Annotated in this window: 16 protein-coding genes; 13 read left to right on the top strand and 3 right to left on the bottom strand. The window is 60.2% G+C overall.

What is annotated here, in order from left to right:
• The first annotated feature begins 126 nt into the window (after nt 1–126).
• From oscA to E1573_RS20420, 12 genes are all read left to right on the top strand, one after another.
• Nucleotides 127–309, top strand: coding sequence for a sulfur starvation response protein OscA (gene oscA / locus E1573_RS20365; protein WP_133216364.1), 183 nt, complete (start codon nt 127–129; stop codon nt 307–309).
• Nucleotides 310–385: 76 nt separating this feature from the next.
• A complete protein-coding gene (locus tag E1573_RS20370) occupies nt 386–1,393 on the top strand; it encodes a sulfate ABC transporter substrate-binding protein (protein WP_133216365.1) in 1,008 nt (335 codons plus the stop codon).
• A gap of 87 nt (nt 1,394–1,480) precedes the next feature.
• Nucleotides 1,481–2,299: a sulfate ABC transporter permease subunit CysT gene (gene cysT, locus E1573_RS20375; RefSeq protein ID WP_133216366.1), complete on the top strand. Its 819-nt coding sequence runs from the start codon at nt 1,481–1,483 to the stop codon at nt 2,297–2,299.
• Between the two features lie 14 nt (nt 2,300–2,313).
• Nucleotides 2,314–3,186 carry a sulfate ABC transporter permease subunit CysW gene (cysW, locus tag E1573_RS20380; RefSeq protein WP_133216367.1) on the top strand — a complete coding sequence of 291 codons (873 nt, stop codon included), beginning with the start codon at nt 2,314–2,316 and terminating at the stop codon, nt 3,184–3,186.
• A gap of 3 nt (nt 3,187–3,189) precedes the next feature.
• Nucleotides 3,190–4,179 carry a sulfate/molybdate ABC transporter ATP-binding protein gene (locus E1573_RS20385; protein ID WP_133216368.1) on the top strand — a complete coding sequence of 330 codons (990 nt, stop codon included), beginning with the start codon at nt 3,190–3,192 and terminating at the stop codon, nt 4,177–4,179.
• Nucleotides 4,180–4,441: 262 nt separating this feature from the next.
• Nucleotides 4,442–6,784 carry a TonB-dependent receptor gene (locus E1573_RS20390; RefSeq protein ID WP_133216369.1) on the top strand — a complete coding sequence of 781 codons (2,343 nt, stop codon included), beginning with the start codon at nt 4,442–4,444 and terminating at the stop codon, nt 6,782–6,784.
• A 245-nt stretch (nt 6,785–7,029) separates the two neighbouring features.
• Entirely contained in the window at nt 7,030–7,833 is an 804-nt protein-coding gene (locus E1573_RS20395) for an energy transducer TonB (RefSeq protein ID WP_133216370.1), read from the top strand.
• Between the two features lie 27 nt (nt 7,834–7,860).
• The gene (locus tag E1573_RS20400) at nt 7,861–8,583 is read left to right on the top strand and encodes a MotA/TolQ/ExbB proton channel family protein (RefSeq protein WP_133216371.1); all 723 of its coding nucleotides are present in this window, start codon (nt 7,861–7,863) and stop codon (nt 8,581–8,583) included.
• Nucleotide 8,584: 1 nt separating this feature from the next.
• Complete coding sequence (locus E1573_RS20405; RefSeq protein WP_133216372.1) at nt 8,585–8,986, top strand: biopolymer transporter ExbD; 402 nt, start codon at nt 8,585–8,587, stop codon at nt 8,984–8,986.
• A gap of 267 nt (nt 8,987–9,253) precedes the next feature.
• Nucleotides 9,254–9,835 (top strand): alpha/beta hydrolase, encoded by a 582-nt coding sequence (locus E1573_RS20410; RefSeq protein WP_133216373.1) that lies wholly within the window; start codon nt 9,254–9,256, stop codon nt 9,833–9,835.
• Nucleotides 9,836–9,900: 65 nt separating this feature from the next.
• Nucleotides 9,901–10,836, top strand: a complete 936-nt coding sequence (locus E1573_RS20415; protein ID WP_133216374.1) for a sigma 54-interacting transcriptional regulator — start codon at nt 9,901–9,903, stop codon at nt 10,834–10,836.
• A 145-nt stretch (nt 10,837–10,981) separates the two neighbouring features.
• Nucleotides 10,982–11,767 carry a MetQ/NlpA family ABC transporter substrate-binding protein gene (locus tag E1573_RS20420; RefSeq protein WP_133216375.1) on the top strand — a complete coding sequence of 262 codons (786 nt, stop codon included), beginning with the start codon at nt 10,982–10,984 and terminating at the stop codon, nt 11,765–11,767.
• Nucleotides 11,768–11,863: 96 nt separating this feature from the next.
• On the opposite strand, the gene E1573_RS20425 is transcribed toward E1573_RS20420, so the two are convergent.
• The gene (locus E1573_RS20425) at nt 11,864–12,679 is read right to left on the bottom strand and encodes an alpha/beta fold hydrolase (RefSeq protein WP_133216376.1); all 816 of its coding nucleotides are present in this window, start codon (nt 12,677–12,679) and stop codon (nt 11,864–11,866) included.
• Nucleotides 12,680–12,774: 95 nt separating this feature from the next.
• Nucleotides 12,775–15,141 (bottom strand): penicillin acylase family protein, encoded by a 2,367-nt coding sequence (locus E1573_RS20430; RefSeq protein ID WP_133216377.1) that lies wholly within the window; start codon nt 15,139–15,141, stop codon nt 12,775–12,777.
• Between the two features lie 84 nt (nt 15,142–15,225).
• Between E1573_RS20430 and E1573_RS20435 the strand changes: the two genes are divergently transcribed.
• Nucleotides 15,226–15,774: a sugar O-acetyltransferase gene (locus tag E1573_RS20435; protein ID WP_133216378.1), complete on the top strand. Its 549-nt coding sequence runs from the start codon at nt 15,226–15,228 to the stop codon at nt 15,772–15,774.
• On the opposite strand, the gene E1573_RS20440 is transcribed toward E1573_RS20435, so the two are convergent.
• Nucleotides 15,771–16,340, bottom strand: a complete 570-nt coding sequence (locus E1573_RS20440) for a DUF6436 domain-containing protein (RefSeq protein ID WP_133216379.1) — start codon at nt 16,338–16,340, stop codon at nt 15,771–15,773. The two genes, E1573_RS20435 and E1573_RS20440, sit on opposite strands and share 4 nt — an antisense overlap.
• Between the last annotated feature and the right edge of the window lie 71 nt (nt 16,341–16,411).

Consider the following 16,411-nt stretch of genomic DNA (forward strand, 5'->3'; position numbering starts at 1 on the left):
GTTATATAAAAATTCTTAAATAGTATTTTTAAGAATATTCAAGCGCCCCTAAGATTGCCCTCAAGCCAGGTGCAGTCTTCCCCCTTCACGCAACTGCACGGCACCTTTTCTCATAGGAGCACGAGCATGAGCGCATCTCTGCGTAGCGTTGACGGTCAGGACGAAGCCACCATTCTGCGCGAAATCCAGAGCGCCCTGCGCGACCTGCGATTTGGCGCGGTGGAGATCACCGTGCACAACGCTCAGGTTGTGCAAATCGAGCGCAAAGAAAAATTCCGCCTGCAGAACCCCGGCCACAAGCCTTCCTGACCCTCTCTGTGAGAGCGGGCTTGCCCCGCGATCAACGCCACCTAATTAAAAAAATAGCCAAATCGGGAGCTTCACCATGTCCATCCGCCGTTATGCCCTGGCAGCCCTCGCCAGCGCCGTTTTTGCCGGTTCCGCCATCGCCAAGGACTACGAGTTGCTGAACGTGTCCTACGATCCGACCCGTGAGCTGTATCAGCAGTACAACGCCGAGTTCATCAAGCATTGGCAGCAGGCTCATCCGGACGACAAGGTGAAGATCCAGCAATCCCACGGTGGCTCGGGCAAGCAGGCGCGGGCGGTGATCGACGGCCTGCGCGCTGACGTGGTGACCCTGGCCCTGGCCGGTGACATCGACGAAGTCGCCAAGCTTGGCAAAACCCTGCCGGACAACTGGCAGACCCGCCTGCCGGACGCCAGCACGCCGTACACCTCGACCATCGTGTTCCTGGTGCGCAAGGGCAACCCCAAAGGCATTAAGGACTGGGGCGATCTGGTCAAAAATGACGTGTCGGTGATTACCCCGAACCCGAAAACCTCCGGCGGTGCGCGCTGGAACTTCCTCGCCGCCTGGGCCTACGGCCTGAAAACCGGTGGCAGCGAAGCCAAGGCCCAGGAATACGTGAAAGAGCTGTTCAAGCGTGTACCAGTGCTGGATACCGGTGCCCGTGGTTCGACCATTACCTTCGTCAACAACGGTCAGGGTGATGTGTTGCTGGCCTGGGAAAACGAAGCCTTCCTGGCCCTCAAGGAAGAGGGGGGTGCCGACAAGTTCGATATCGTCGTACCGTCGCTGTCGATTCTCGCCGAGCCGCCAGTAGCGGTGGTCGACAAGAATGCGCAGAAGAAAGGCAACGAGAAAATCGCCGAAGAATACCTGAAGTACTTGTACAGCCCGGCCGGGCAGAAGATCGCAGCAGAGAACTTCTACCGCCCGCGTGATGAGAAAGTCGCCGCCGAATATGCCAAGCAGTTCCCGAAACTGGATCTGGTAACTATCGACAAAGACTTCGGTGGCTGGAAGACTGCGCAGCCCAAGTTCTTTAACGATGGTGGTGTGTTCGACCAGATCTACACGGCTCAGTAACTCAGGGTCGTCAGGATAATCGCCGTTCAGTAGCCAGCATGGGCCCGGGATTTGTCCCGGGCTTCGTGCGTTCAACCAGGGACCTTTATGTCACGTCGTATCTCCCCCGTCATACCCGGCTTCGGGCTGACGCTGGGTTACACCTTGGTGTACCTCAGTCTGATTGTGCTCATACCGCTGGCGGCCATGTTCATACATGCCTCCCAGCTCACCTGGGAGCAGTTCTGGGCCATTGTCAGTGCGCCGCGTGTGCTCGCTGCACTGAAGCTGAGTTTCGGTACTGCCCTCTTCGCCGCCATCATCAACGGCATCATCGGTACTTTGCTGGCCTGGGTTCTGGTGCGTTACACCTTCCCGGGACGCAAGATCATCGAGGCGATGATCGACCTGCCATTCGCCTTGCCTACTGCCGTAGCGGGTATCGCCCTGACGGCGCTGTATGCACCTGCAGGTCTGGTCGGGCAGTTCGCGACCGATCTGGGCTTCAAGATTGCCTACACCCCCTTGGGTATCACCCTGGCGTTGACCTTCGTGACCTTGCCGTTCGTGGTGCGTACGGTGCAGCCGGTACTGGCGGATATTCCCCGCGAAGTCGAAGAAGCCGCCGCTTGCCTGGGCGCCAAGCCGCTGCAGGTGTTCCGTTATGTGCTGTTGCCGGCACTGCTGCCTGCCTGGCTGACCGGCTTTGCCCTGGCCTTTGCGCGTGGCGTGGGTGAGTACGGTTCGGTGATTTTCATCGCCGGTAACATGCCGATGAAAACCGAGATCCTGCCGCTGCTGATCATGGTCAAACTCGACCAATACGACTACACCGGCGCCACTGCCATCGGCGTGTTGATGCTGGTGGTTTCCTTCATCCTGTTGCTGCTGATCAACTTGTTGCAGCGGCGCATTGAAACCCCTTGAAGGAGGCCACCTCTATGTCTGCAACTTCAATTGGTGCGGCTGCTTCGGCCAATGCTGCGCGGCGTGGCAGCGCGACTTCACGGCGCATTCTGATCGGCCTCGCCTGGTTGATCTTTGCGCTGTTTCTGTTGCTGCCACTGGTTATCGTGGTGTCCCAGGGCTTGAAAATGGGCCTGGGTACTTTCTTCGAAGCGATCTTCGAACCTGATGCAATCTCGGCCTTGAAGCTGACCCTTATTGCCGTGGCCATCTCGGTGCCACTGAACCTGGTGTTCGGTGTCAGTGCGGCCTGGTGCGTGAGCAAGTACAACTTCCGCGGCAAGAGTATTCTGGTGACGCTGATCGACTTGCCGTTCTCGGTGTCGCCGGTGATTGCCGGTCTGGTCTATGTGCTGATGTTCGGTGCCCAAGGCCTGTTCGGGCCGTGGCTGCAGGATCACGATATTCAGATCGTCTTCGCTTTGCCGGGGATCGTGCTGGCGACCATCTTCGTTACCGTGCCCTTTGTGGCCCGTGAGCTGATCCCGCTGATGCAAGAGCAGGGTACTCAGGAAGAAGAAGCGGCACGCCTGCTGGGTGCCAACGGCTGGCAGATGTTCTGGCACGTGACCCTGCCCAACATCAAATGGGGCCTGATCTATGGCGTGGTGCTGTGTACCGCGCGGGCGATGGGTGAGTTTGGTGCGGTGTCAGTGGTTTCCGGGCACATTCGCGGGGTGACCAACACCTTGCCGTTGCACGTCGAGATCCTCTACAACGAATACAACCACGTCGCCGCCTTTAGTGTGGCCAGCCTGTTGCTGATCCTGGCGCTCTTTATCCTGCTGCTCAAGCAGTGGAGCGAGTCTCGCATTAACCGCCTGCGCCACAGCGCAGCGGAGGAATAATTCATGTCGATCGAAGTTCGTAATGTCAGCAAGCGCTTCAACGCTTTCCAGGCCCTGGACAGCATCAACCTGGATATTCACAGCGGTGAGCTGGTAGCACTGCTGGGCCCGTCCGGCTGCGGTAAAACCACCCTGTTGCGGATTATCGCCGGGCTGGAAACCCCAGATCAGGGCAGCATCGTTTTCCACGGTGAAGATGTGTCTGGCCACGACGTGCGTGACCGTAACGTCGGTTTCGTGTTCCAGCACTACGCGCTGTTCCGTCACATGAGCGTGTTCGACAACGTCGCGTTCGGTTTGCGCATGAAGCCTAAGAGCGAGCGCCCGAGCGAGAGCAAAATTGCCGAGAAGGTCCATGAGCTGCTGAACATGGTGCAGCTCGACTGGCTCAATGATCGTTACCCGGAGCAGCTGTCTGGTGGCCAGCGTCAGCGTATCGCCCTGGCCCGTGCACTGGCGGTGGAGCCCAAGGTGCTGCTGCTCGATGAACCGTTCGGTGCCCTCGATGCCAAAGTGCGCAAAGAGCTGCGCCGCTGGCTGGCGCGCCTGCACGAAGACATCAACCTGACCTCGGTATTCGTGACCCACGACCAGGAAGAAGCGATGGAAGTCGCTGACCGTATCGTGGTGATGAACAAGGGCGTGATCGAGCAAATCGGTTCGCCGGGTGAGGTTTACGAGAACCCGGCCAGCGATTTCGTTTACCACTTCCTCGGCGATTCCAACCGTCTGCACCTGAGCGAAGGCCATCACGTACTGTTCCGACCGCACGAAGTGTCGCTCTCGCGTCATGAGATCGAAGGCCACCATGCGGCCGAAGTGCGCGACATCCGCCCACTGGGTGCGACCACCCGGGTGACCCTGAAAGTTGAAGGGCAAAGCGAGCTGATCGAAGCTGAAGTGGTCAAGGACCACGACAGCCTGAGCGGCTTGGCGCGTGGCGAGACCCTGTTCTTCAAGCCTAAGGTTTGGCAGAAAGTCGCCAACATCTGATGCACTTATCGCGGGGCAAGCCCGCTCCCACAGGTTGATTGTTCACCTGTAGGAGCGGGCTTGCCCCGCGATGCTTTTACCCCCTCGCAAGACTTCCCCCCCAATCAACACATATGCTTTTTTCTCATAAAAAGTATCGGGCAAATGCATTTGCTCTGGCTCTGCCGCACTCCTTATAAATGCAGTTACTTATTCGTTAATTGTCTTTTAAAGACTAAATAAATAACTCACAGGAATATAAGTTCCTGGCCTGGAGCCGCCCATGAGCCCGACCCTTCGCGATGCCCCTCTTTCTCCCCGACGGCTCCAGCGCCTGCCTCTGGCCTTGCTGCTGGCTGGCAGTGCGCATTGGTTGCCAGCCCAAGCGGCCGAGCCGCAGCAGGCGGCGGTGAAAGCCAGCGACAGCCAGCTCAAAACCGTCACCGTGACCGCTCGCCGTCGTGAGGAAAGTGCTCAGGAGGTGCCAACACCGATCAGCGTGCTCGATGGCCAAACCCTGGAAACCCAGCGGGTCTACCGCATCCAGGACCTGCAGCAACTGGTGCCGAGCGTTAACGTCGCCTACATGCACGCCCGCCAGTCCAGCGTGTCCATTCGCGGGCTGGGCAACAACCCGGCCAGCGATGGTCTGGAAGGCAGCGTTGGCCTGTATCTGGATAACGTTTACCTCGGCCGGCCAGGCATGGCGGTATTCGACCTGATGGACATCGAGCAACTGGAAGTGTTGCGTGGCCCGCAAGGTACCTTGTTCGGCAAGAACACCACCGCCGGGGTGATCAACATCAGCACCCGGGCACCGAGCTTCACGCCGGAACGCAGCATTGAAACCTCGGTGGGCGAGGACGGCTATTTCCAGACCAAGGGCACCCTGTCTGGCCCGTTGAGCGAAACCCTGGCCGGGCGTATTTCGGCCTACCGTACCCGCAGCGATGGCGACATCAAGAACGAGTATGACGGCAATATGCTCAACGGCGGCTCGCGCCAGGGCTTTCGCGGTCAGTTGCTGTACAAGCCCAACGAGCAGTTCAACCTGCGCTGGATCGGCGACTACAACGAAGAAGATTCCAGCGCCGGGACCCGCTTGCTGTATAGCACCGGGCCGACCATCAATGGCGTCAACCGCTATGAGGCGCGCGCCAAGGCGGCAGGTGCCACGTTGATCGACGGCGACAAGCGCAAGGTCAACCTCGACACCGACCAGCAGGTAACGGTGTTCCAGGGCGGCACTTCGCTGGAAGCCAACTGGACACTCGACAACGACTTCACCCTGACCTCGGTCAGCTCTTACCGCTGGTGGGACTTTACGCCGCGCAATGACGAGGGCTTGAACGTACCGGCGGCGTACAACTCCGGGGTTTCGGTGCGTGATAAGCAGTACTCGCAGGAGTTTCGCCTGGCCTCACCCACCGGTGGTTTCTTCGACTACGTGTTGGGTGCGTACTACTTCGGCTCGGACCTGGATAACAAATCCTTCGTTTACTACGGTCCTCAAGCCGATATCTGGAACGGCACCCCGGCGGGCGCCCTGGCCAATGTCACTACGTTGGGCAAAGGCCACATCGAAACCGACAGCTTTGCCTTGTTCGGCCAGGGCACCTGGCACCTGACTGAACGTCTGGACTTCACTGCCGGCATACGCGGCACCTATGAAGAAAAAAGCGCCTGGGTAAACCGTGCGGCGCCCGTAGGGGGGGCTGATGTCACCGGTGCGGCAGCCGCTGTTCGCCAAGGGCGTACCGGCGCCTATGACTCGGGCGACCTCAACCAGTACACCTTCAGCCCTTCGGGCCTGCTTAACCTGAGTTACCACTTCAGTGACGACCTGCTGGGTTACGCCACCTTGTCCCATGGTGAGAAGTCTGGCGGGGTCAACTTGACGGTGGCGACTGCGCCGGTGGCTGGTGCCGATTCGTTGCTGGTGGGTACCGAGCGCGCCAACAACGCCGAACTGGGGCTGAAAAGCACTCTTTGGGATCGTCGTCTGCAACTCAACGCCAACCTGTTCTGGACCGAAGTGCACGGCTACCAGACCAACGCCTACGACGAAGCCAACCGCGTGCAGTACCTGACCAACGCCGGTTCCGTGCGCTCCCGCGGGGTTGAAGTGGAGAGCACGCTGGTGCCGGTGCGTGGCCTGACCTTGAACCTCAACGGCTCTTACAACGATGTACGCTACCTGTCGTACAAAGACGCGCCATGCGCGCCGGAAGTCGCCCTGCGTCCAGGCGCACCGGCCTCCTGCGACCTCACCGGCCACCAGGTGGTCGGCGCTTCGAAGTGGATCGCCAACGCCAACGGTCAGTACCAATGGGATCTGGATAACGGCCTGCAGCCTTACGTGACGGCCAGCTATGCGTTCCGCTCCAAGGCCGTCGGCACCGTCGAGGACTCCGACTTCGCGCAGATCCCCAGCTATGCGGTGGTCAACCTGTCTACCGGTCTGCGCGGCGATCTCGGCCAGGGTCAGTGGGATGTCTCGCTATGGCTGAAAAACGCCTTCGACAAAACCTACTACACCACCCTCTGGAGTGCGGCCAACGGTGGTTATGAAGGGTTGGTGGGCGCCCAGCAAACCCTTGGTCTGACCGGTCGCTACGACTTCTGAGGGCCGTTCCTCCATGCCTGCCTTGAATACTTTCAATGCGCGGCAGGCATGGGTTTTTCAATGACTGCCTGAAGGCCCCGAACGGCGGGGCTTTGAGGAAAATGTCGCCTCTATATATTCGTTTTGGTTCTATTTTTAACTTTAAAAATTACTTTATGAACTAAGCGGCACGCATCAATGATTCAGGTAGCGCAGGCAACTGAGCCGCTTGGGATGAAACACACAGAGACTCCAGGAGCTGATCTATGGGTAATGTCCAGACCGCCGCCGCGCTCGACGTGCTTTGGCGCCAAACGCCAAGTGCTGAGCTGGTTGATCTTGGTCGACCGCACCGCTTGCCCTTAGCGCAGCAGCGTTTGCAGCGCACGCCGAGGAGTGCTCTGGGTCGTCAGGAGAAGCTCCTTCTGGGGCTGTTCGCCCTTGCCCTGCATGGCGCGGTTGCTTATTGGGTCAGTCAGGCGCCGACTCCGGTATTGCCGGTGGTGCCGCCAGAAATCCCACCGATGACGATTGAGTTCTCACAACCTGCACCGCCGGTGGTGGAACCGCCGCCACCCGCGCCACCACCGGCCATGGTCGAACCACCGCCACCGGTTGTCGATGAGCTGGCGGCTAAACCTGCACCGAAGCCGGTGCCCAAACCCAAGCCACAGCCTAAGCCAAAACCTGTGCCCAAGCCTGCGCCAGCGCCTGCTCCTAAGTCGGTTGAGCAACCGCCTGCGCCGGCTCAACCCGTTGCAGCCCCGGCGCCGCCCGCACCGGCACCGATTACGCCGGCTTCGGCCAGTGCCGGGTACCTGAAGAACCCGGCGCCGGAATATCCAACGCTGGCCCACCGACGCGGCTGGGAGGGCACGGTGTTGCTGCGGGTGCATGTGTTGGCCAGCGGCAAGCCGGGCGAGATTCAGTTACAGAAAACCAGCGGTCGCCAACAGCTCGACGATGCGGCCCTGGCGGCAGTCAAGCGCTGGAGTTTCGTACCGGCCAAGCAGGGTGAAGTGGCCGTGGACGGCTGGGTCAGCGTGCCAATCGAATTCAAGATCCACTAATTCGCGCTAACAGAGAGAGAACTGATCATGACGTTATTGGCATCCCCCCTCGAATCCATTGAAAGCGCGGTGATCTGGCTGCTGGTGGGTTTTTCGGTGATCACCTGGGGCTTGGCCCTGATCAAGGGCGTGCAGTTCGTGCGCCTGAAAAATCAGGACAAGCGCTTTCACAAGCAGTTCTGGGCCGCGTCCAGCCTGGATGCCGCCGCCGACCTGAGCGAGAGCCAGCCAGGCGCTGCTGCACGGGTGGCGCAGGCTGGTTACGCCGCCATTGCGGTGGGCGAGCCCGGCCAGGCCAGCGACCTGAGCCAGGCCATCAACCACCAAGACCGCCTGGAGCGCGCCTTGCGCCAGCAAATCGTGCGTGAGCGGCGCTCGCTGGAAACGGGCCTGGCGGTGGTGGCCAGTATCGGCAGCACCTCGCCGTTCATCGGTCTGTTCGGTACTGTCTGGGGCATCATGGAGGCCCTCAAGGGCATCAGCGCGGCGGGCTCGGCCAGCCTTGAAACCGTTGCCGGGCCAATTGGTGCGGCGCTGGTCGCCACCGGTGTGGGGATCGCCGTCGCGGTGCCTGCGGTGCTGGTTTACAACTACTTTCTGCGTCGCTTGAAGCTGACCGCTGCCGACCTCGACGACTTCGCCCACGACTTCTACAGCCTGGCGCAGAAGAGTGCCTTCCGCGTGCTGGTGCATCCAACCGCCTACAAACCGTCGAGCAATACCGCGCACAAAGTGAAGGAGGCTTCCTGATATGGCCTTCTCAACCCAGGACAGTGACGAAGTGCTCAGCGAGATCAACGTAACGCCGCTGGTCGATGTGATGTTGGTACTGCTGGTGGTGTTTATCGTCACCGCGCCGCTGCTGACCAACGCCATTCCGATCAACCTGCCCAAGACCGAAGCCGTGGCCCCGGTGGAGCAGAAAGACCCGCTGGTGGTGAGCATTGATGGTGGCGGCAAGTTGTTTATCAACAAGGATGAAATCCAGCCCGACACCCTGGAAACCAGCCTTCAGGCAGCCAAGGCCAAAGACCCGGAGTTGCGCGTGCAGCTGCAGGCTGACGACGGCGTGAATTATGGGGAAGTGGCGCGTGCCATGGCCTCGATCGAACGTGCGGGCATCACCAAGTTGTCGGTGATTACCGCTCGCTGAGCAACACACCTCAGGCAGGACTTCAGGGGCCATTCCTAGGCAGGGGGTGGTCCCTTTTTTTATCCCCGGTGGAACCAACTGCCTAGCTCATCCTGTGGGAGCGGGCTTGCCCCGCGATCCGATATACCTGATACACCGCTATCGCGGGGCAAGCCCGCACCCACAAGGTGAATTTGGTTATTAATAAATAGCTTCTTATTCCTTTACGAATATAAACGTCTCCCTATACTTGACCTCAAGCACGCAAACCCAGCAGGAGGCGTCCCCATGCGCAACACGTCGATCCGTTACCTGATTGTGCCGGGCTGGCAAGGTTCGCCAGAAGATCATTGGCAGAGTCATTGGCAGCAGGTGCTACCCAACAGTGCGCGGGTCGAGCAACGCGATTGGTTGACGCCCAAGCGCGAGGACTGGGTGGCGGCTCTGGATCAGGCCGTGGCTGGCGATGAGGCCCCCGTCATTCTGATCGCCCATAGCCTGGGTTGCATCACCGTTGCCCATTGGGCCGCGCAAGCCAGTGTCAGCCTGCTGCGTCGCGTACGCGGTGCGTTACTGGTGGCTCCCGCCGATGTCGAGCGCCCGACCTGTGCGCCGGCATTGCGTAACTTCGCACCGATTGCCCAGCAGTTGCTGCCGTTTCCCAGCCAGGTCGTCAGCTCCGACAACGACCCGGCCGTCAGTGCTCCGCGGGCGATGCAACTGGCGCGGGCTTGGGGTGCTGAGGTGGGCTTTCTCGCCGGGGCCGGACATATCAACGTCAAGTCCGGGCACCGTCGTTGGGAGCAGGGGTTCGCCTACTTGTACCGCCTGCAGAACCGTCTGGAACAGCACGCCCTTCGCCGCGCCTGAGTTCAGGCGCTCACTTACCTTCAAAACCAACGCCCGGCCCCGGTTGCTGCGGGCGGGAGTTTGCTATGAGTATTCAAGACACCTTCGGTCAACCGTTGTTGACCTTTCCTGAGCAAGACAAAAGCCCTCTGAGCATCCGCGCCAAGGCGCTGGTGTTCGTCGATCCGCGTTCGCGGCAATTGCGTGAAGAGCTGGAATTGCTGGCGCCGCTGGCGTTGCCGGTGCTGATTCGCGGTGAGACCGGTACCGGCAAGGAGCTGCTGGCCCGGCAGATCCATCGCGCCAGTGACCGTGGCGGGCTGTTCGTGTCGGTGAACTGTGCTGCGATCAGCCCGACCTACGCCGATGCCGAGCTGTTTGGCTACAGCGCCGGTGCTCACAGTGGTACCGCCAGCAGCCGCGCCGGCTGGTTCGGTTCGGCCAATGGCGGCACGCTGTACCTGGATGAGATCGCCGACCTGCCGCTGGCGATCCAGGTCAAACTGCTCGCGGCGTTGGAAAACCGTGAAGTCACGCGGGTCGGTGCCCAGCAACCCAACCCCGTCGATGTGCGGCTGGTCGCTGCATCGAGCATTGATTTGGGTGATGCCGTGGCAGCCGGCAAGTTTCATGAGCGGCTTTACCACTACCTGCGTGAAGGGCATCTGGAACTTCCGGCCTTGCGCGACAGGGTCGGTGACATTCTGCCGCTGGCTGAATATTTTGTTGGCATCTACAGCCCACGGCTGAATCTGCCGGTGCCGTTAATCAGTGATGCCGCCCAGCGTGTGCTTGAGCTGCACAGCTGGCCGGGTAACACCCGCGAGCTGGAAAATGTCATCCATTTTGCATTGCTGGTCAGCAGCGGCGAAGAGATCCTGCCTCAGCATCTGAACCTGCCGACCCCACTGCAAGCCCTGAGCAGCCAGCTCGATCAGCTCTGCCAGCGGGCCGTCGCCGGTGAGCGCAGTGCCTTGCAAGGCCTGCTTGAACAAGCCTTACAACGCCTGCAATCGCCGTAATGCATAAATAGAATAAACAGCTAAATAAAAGATATTGTTACGGAATAAAAAATCTCGGTATTGTCCGCTTCAAGCCAGCGAACAACGTGCTGGCAACCTAATTTTGCCGTCGACCGATGGCCCTGTATTCGAATAAGGACTGCACATGAAAAAGGCTCTGTTGTTCACTGCTCTGGCAGCCGCGCTGTCGGTTGCGGGTTTCGCTAACGCTGGTGAGAAGCTGGTGGTTGCCGCTACCCCTGTGCCGCATGCGGAAATCCTTGAGCTGATCAAGCCGACCCTGGCCAAAGAAGGTGTAGACCTGGAGATCAAGGTATTCACCGACTATGTGCAGCCTAACGTACAAGTCGATCAGAAACGCCTGGATGCCAACTACTTCCAGACGCTGCCGTACCTGAAGAACTTCAACGAAGGTAAAGGCACGCACCTGGAAACAGTGATCGGCGTGCACGTTGAGCCTTTCGGTGGTTACTCGAAGAAAGTCAAAAGCCTGAGCGAGCTGAAAGACGGCGCTACCGTTGCCATTCCTAACGAAGGCAGCAACAGCGGCCGTGCCCTGCTGCTGTTGCAGAAGGCAGGCCTGATTTCCCTGAAAGACCCGAAAAACGCCCTGGCCACCCCGAAAGACATTGCAGAAAACCCGAAGAAGCTGAAATTCCGCGAGCTTGAATCGGCCATGCTGCCGCGCGTTCTGGATCAGGTCGACCTGGACATGATCAACACCAACTATGCACTGGAAGCAGGCCTGAACCCGGCCAAAGACGCGCTGGTGATCGAAGGTTCCGACTCGCCATACGTGAACTTCCTGGTTGCCCGCCCAGACAACAAGGACAGCGAAGCGATCCAGAAACTGGCCAAAGCCCTGACCAGCCCTGAAGTGAAAACCTTCATCGAGAAGAAATACAGCGGCGCGGTACTGCCAGCGTTCTAAATAGCTACAGATACACCTTCTGTGGGGGCGGGCTTGCCCCGCGATCGCAATGTGCCTGACACAACGCGATCGCGGGGCAAGCCCGCTCCTACAGTGTTAGTTTCGCGGCAACCAGTTGAGCAGGAAGTTGGTCACCACCTGCGGGTTTTCCAGGTTGGAAATGTGCCCGGCAACCGGGACTTGCGCGGCCAGGCAATTGATCAGTCTGGCCATCTCGTTGGCTTCGGCAGGTGGCCGTGGGATGTCTTGGTCGCCACAGAGGATGATGGTGCGGTCGGCGCTTAACTTGCCGAATTGCCCCAGCAGATCAGGCCGTCCAAATATCACCTTGCCCATCGGCGCCAGGCTGTCGCGGATCGTTGCAGCGGTTGCGCTGCGCAGGGCTTGGGTAAAGGCTTCACGAATCCCGGGTACCGTCTGCCCATTGGGATGAAAGAAGATCGGCACGATGATCTTCAACAGCTCCTCAGTAAAACGCCCCGCCTCTGCGGCGGTATCCAGCAGCCTGAAGTAGTACTCTCGAGTCGCTTCCGGCTCGGCCCCCAGATAGGTGTCCATCAGCACCAGTCGATCGATACGCTCAGGATGCTCGATAGCCAGCTGGGCGCCCCACATGCCACCAACCGACAGGCCAACCAGATGGCAGCGGTCGATATTCAAGGCATCGAGAAACGCCAGGTGATGCCGGGTCAACGCGCTCATGTCAGCGGTGCTGGCCGGCGGTGCTTCGGAATCTCCGTGGCCCCAAAGTTCTGGCACCAGTACCCGGAAGTGTCTGGAGAGCTGCTCGATTTGTGGGCGCCACATGTCGGCGTTCCACAGGTAACTGTGACCGAGTACTACGGGGAATCCTTGCCCTTCCTCGATGTAGGCCATTCGTGAACCGTCAATGGTAACGAACTGCTTTTGCATGATGTGACCTTCCTTAGTAGTGAGTGTGTTCCGAAACTAAAGAGTGACGAGACGCTTGGCTATTACAGGGCCGGAGCATTGTTTAAGCGGATTTTTCAATGGGGCACCAGTCGCAGTGTGCTTTGCGCCGAGATCACCCCCATCTGCGCCTTGTGGTACTGCCCCTCGATGTAGTCCTTGGCCTGGTCGGCGTAATGCTGGTCGAACAGCACGCCGCTTTGCCCGACCGGGTTGATGGTCAGGGCCTGGCTGGCGTCGGCGAAGTCGATCAGGCGCCGGGTTGATGGGCCATAGGTGACCGGCCACGGTGCCGGGCCAATCTTCGCCGACAGGTTGTTCGGCACTTCATGGGTGCCCGGTGCGGCGAAGGGGCCGACGTTGAACAACAGGTTCAGCGGTTTCTGCAGACCCAGCGGATGGTTGTGGGTCAGGGTATGCGCCTTGCCCCACTGCCAGGCGGCCGGGTCATTGCCCAGGGTTTCGCGCAGGTGCTTCATGCTGGCCTGCCAGGCGCGTTTGACCGCTTCGTCGCGACTGCCGCGTTCACTGCTGCCGTGTAGCCCCCACCACGGAGAATCGGCGTCGGCGGCCAAACGGGGCAAGGCTGCATCGATGGCGCGGGTGCTGATCAGGGTCTGGAACCAGGTATCGCCCAGTTCGTCATGCATGGCGGCGTAGGCCAGATCGTAGAGGAACTGGTTGAACAACGTGGCGCTGACTGAATCCAGCGGGTAGTCACCGCTCCAGCTCGCCAACTGCTCGACCAGCTCTTTCTCCTGATCGTCAGCGGCCACTTCCCGTAATGTCTTGAGCAGCGGTGCCAGGGTGCGTGGGCCATAGGCGCTAGCGGTGTCGAGCTGCAAGGCCTGGCTGTTCTGCGTGTCCCATTTGATCTGCGGATCGGCCAGCTGGCGGTCGAGTTGTTGACCACGGTCCGGGAGGTTGTAATAACCCGGAATAGGCATGGCCGCAGGCGGTTGATAGTTGGCTGAGACGATGTAGCCGCTGGCCGGGTTCTCTTGCTGCGGGTTGGCGCTGAAGGGGTAGAAACCGAGCTTGTCAGCCTGCGACGTGCTGCCATCGAGGATAAACGACGGGTTTACCCCGTCCGGGCGAATAGGCAGTTGTGCTGCAGCCCACCAGCCGATGTCGCCACGGGCATTGGCCCACACCAGGTTGAGGCCGGGTGCCTGGATCTTCTCTGCGGCGCTGCGCATTTTGTCCAGGGTGTCGGCGCGGTTGACCTGATAGAAACCATCGAGAACGGGATTGTCGGTTTCCAGAAACGCCCACCACATGGCAATCGGCGTGGGGCCGGCATTGGCACCGATCACGTCATTGACGATGGGACCGTGAGGCGAACGGCGCAGGGTGAGGGTGACCGGCTCTTCGCCTTTTACCGTGATGGTGTCGTGGGTGACCGTCAGAGGTTGCCATTGGCCGTTGATGCGTACCTGCTCGGGGTTGGCCGGGTTGACCTGCTCTGCGATCAGATCGACATCGTCGTTCTGGAACATGGTCAGGCTCCAGCCGAAGTCACGGTTGTGCCCCAGTGAGGCAAAAGGGTTGAGCGCCTGGTGATAACCATAGAGATGGAAGCCCGGCGCCGACAGTTCGGCCTCGTACCACACCGAGGGCACGGCAAAGCTGATGTGCGGATCCCCGGCCAGCAATGGTTTGCCACTGCGGGTGCGGTTGCCGGACACGGCCCAGGCGTTGCTGCCTTCGTATTGGGGAATACCGGCTTCGCTCAAGGCTTGCTGGCTGACACGGGCCAGGTGCTCCAGGCTTTTCCAGTCGGCCGCCGCCAAGGGTGGGCGGCTGTGCAACGCACCGTCGGGGTTCCAGTCGAGATCGAAGACCTTCAGGTACTCACTGCCGCGCTGGTCTCGGATATAGGTCAGCACCGGCTCGGTGCGAAACGCAGCGGCAAAACTGTAGGCCATGTAGCCGGCGATGCTCAGGGTGTCTTGTGCAGTGAAGGGCCGTGGCGTGATGCCCAGCACATCGAACTCCATCGGTTTGGGGTGGCTGGCTTGCCAGGCGTTGACGCCATCGAGGTACGCCTGCAAGGCCAGCCAGGCGGGCGATTGTTTGTCTTGGCGCTCAATGTAGCGTTCGGCCTGTTCACGAATGCGCAGCTGGCGGAACAGGGTGTCGGTGGGCACCAGCTTGCTGCCCAGCACTTCGGCCAATTCTCCCCGCGCCAGGCGGCGGACGATCTCCATCTGGAACAAGCGGTCCTGGGCATGTACATAGCCCAGTGCACGGTACAGGTCAGTTTCGTTTTCGGCCTGGATGTGTGGCACGCCGCGTTCGTCGTAACGCACGCTGACCGGCGCTTGCAGGCTGGCCAGGGCGACTTCTCCCTCGCGCTGCGGCAGCTTGCCCTGCACATACCAATAACCGCCGCCTGCTGCCGCGGCGATGACCACAGCGAGGAACGTCAGGCTGCGCTTCATCAGGACTCCTTGTGCTTTTTTTCGAGTTTTGTGGTCCGATCATCGAGGTAAATCCGGACAGAAGATAGCCCTAAAGGAGGAAACATGGAGCTTAGTGAAAAGCAGAAAATGCTCAGTGGCCAGCTCTACCGCGCCAGTTGCCCGGAACTGCAAGCCGAGCAGATCGCCAACAAACACTGGATGCAGCGCTACAACAACAGTGCCGAGCTGCTCAATGAACAGCGTCATGAGCTGCTGCTAGCGCATTTCGGCGCGGCCGGTGAGGGTGCAGTGATACGCCCACCGTTCTATTGCGACTACGGCTACAACATCCGTATCGGCAGCAATGTGTTCATGAACTTCAACTGTGTGGTGCTCGACGTGTGCCCGGTGACTATCGGTGACGATTGCCAGATTGGACCGGCGGTGCAGATCTACGCTGCCGACCACCCACTGGACCCTAAGGTACGGCGCAGTGGCCTGGAGAGCGGGCGGCCGGTAAAGATCGGCAACAATGTCTGGATTGGCGGCGGGGCGATCATTCTGCCGGGTGTCACAGTGGGAGATAACGCCGTGATCGGTGCCGGTAGCGTGGTAACACGCGATGTGCCGGCCAGGGCGACCGTAGTCGGCAACCCGGCGCGCCTGCGTTAGGGGCTCCAGGGGCAGTAACACCCCACGGCCATCGTGTGGGTAGCGTTCACGGCGCGGCCCTGACTCAGCGCCAACAGAATCGGCTCGATGAAGCTGTTGCTGGAATTGCAGGTGGCGCCTTCGCTGTACGGGCCGAAGTAGGCCAGCTTGCCCTGGCGGTCCCAGATGGCCACGCCGGGGCTGGCGGGCAGGTGTTCAGCACCGGGCAGCTCAGGCAGCGGCTTGAGTGCGTTGAGCGTGCTGGGCAACTGCCCTCGGCTGCCAGGCTTCTGCACCACGTAAAACGCTACACCTTGCGGGCCGAAATGCTCGATCAGTTCGGCCAGGTGCTGCTGATTACCGACGTTGCACGGGCAGGCCGGGTCCCAGAAGTGCACCAGGCGGATCGGCCCCGGGCCGGCAATGGCGGCGGGCAGCTGCAAACGGTCACCGGAGAACAGCGCCGTCTGGTTGTCGAAGGTGCGCAGGTAACGCCCTTGGAAACTGTCGTACGCCCACCATAAGCCAACAGCGCAAAGGGCCGCGATCAGCAGGCCGAGCAGGGTGCGGGTGGACGACGCAAGCATGAACGCAGATTCCAGGAAAAGAAGCCTAGCTTGCCATGCCGTTGGCGACAGCTGAATATCACAGGTCAATA

It is taken from the genome of Pseudomonas sp. H9 (assembly GCF_004353925.1).
In the GTDB taxonomy this organism is placed as follows: domain Bacteria; phylum Pseudomonadota; class Gammaproteobacteria; order Pseudomonadales; family Pseudomonadaceae; genus Aquipseudomonas.

Bases quoted from the DNA above. Each gene is read 5' to 3' on its own strand.
- E1573_RS20435 (WP_133216378.1), top strand. From the start codon at position 15,226: ATGGAGCTTAGTGAAAAGCAGAAAATGCTCAGTGGCCAGCTCTACCGC.
- E1573_RS20395 (WP_133216370.1), top strand. From the start codon at position 7,030: ATGGGTAATGTCCAGACCGCCGCCGCGCTCGACGTGCTTTGGCGCCAA.
- E1573_RS20425 (WP_133216376.1), bottom strand. From the start codon at position 12,679: ATGCAAAAGCAGTTCGTTACCATTGACGGTTCACGAATGGCCTACATC.
- cysW (WP_133216367.1), top strand. From the start codon at position 2,314: ATGTCTGCAACTTCAATTGGTGCGGCTGCTTCGGCCAATGCTGCGCGG.
- E1573_RS20410 (WP_133216373.1), top strand. From the start codon at position 9,254: ATGCGCAACACGTCGATCCGTTACCTGATTGTGCCGGGCTGGCAAGGT.
- cysT (WP_133216366.1), top strand. From the start codon at position 1,481: ATGTCACGTCGTATCTCCCCCGTCATACCCGGCTTCGGGCTGACGCTG.
- E1573_RS20390 (WP_133216369.1), top strand. From the start codon at position 4,442: ATGAGCCCGACCCTTCGCGATGCCCCTCTTTCTCCCCGACGGCTCCAG.
- oscA (WP_133216364.1), top strand. From the start codon at position 127: ATGAGCGCATCTCTGCGTAGCGTTGACGGTCAGGACGAAGCCACCATT.
- E1573_RS20370 (WP_133216365.1), top strand. From the start codon at position 386: ATGTCCATCCGCCGTTATGCCCTGGCAGCCCTCGCCAGCGCCGTTTTT.
- E1573_RS20385 (WP_133216368.1), top strand. From the start codon at position 3,190: ATGTCGATCGAAGTTCGTAATGTCAGCAAGCGCTTCAACGCTTTCCAG.
- E1573_RS20440 (WP_133216379.1), bottom strand. From the start codon at position 16,340: ATGCTTGCGTCGTCCACCCGCACCCTGCTCGGCCTGCTGATCGCGGCC.
- E1573_RS20415 (WP_133216374.1), top strand. From the start codon at position 9,901: ATGAGTATTCAAGACACCTTCGGTCAACCGTTGTTGACCTTTCCTGAG.
- E1573_RS20400 (WP_133216371.1), top strand. From the start codon at position 7,861: ATGACGTTATTGGCATCCCCCCTCGAATCCATTGAAAGCGCGGTGATC.
- E1573_RS20405 (WP_133216372.1), top strand. From the start codon at position 8,585: ATGGCCTTCTCAACCCAGGACAGTGACGAAGTGCTCAGCGAGATCAAC.
- E1573_RS20420 (WP_133216375.1), top strand. From the start codon at position 10,982: ATGAAAAAGGCTCTGTTGTTCACTGCTCTGGCAGCCGCGCTGTCGGTT.
- E1573_RS20430 (WP_133216377.1), bottom strand. From the start codon at position 15,141: ATGAAGCGCAGCCTGACGTTCCTCGCTGTGGTCATCGCCGCGGCAGCA.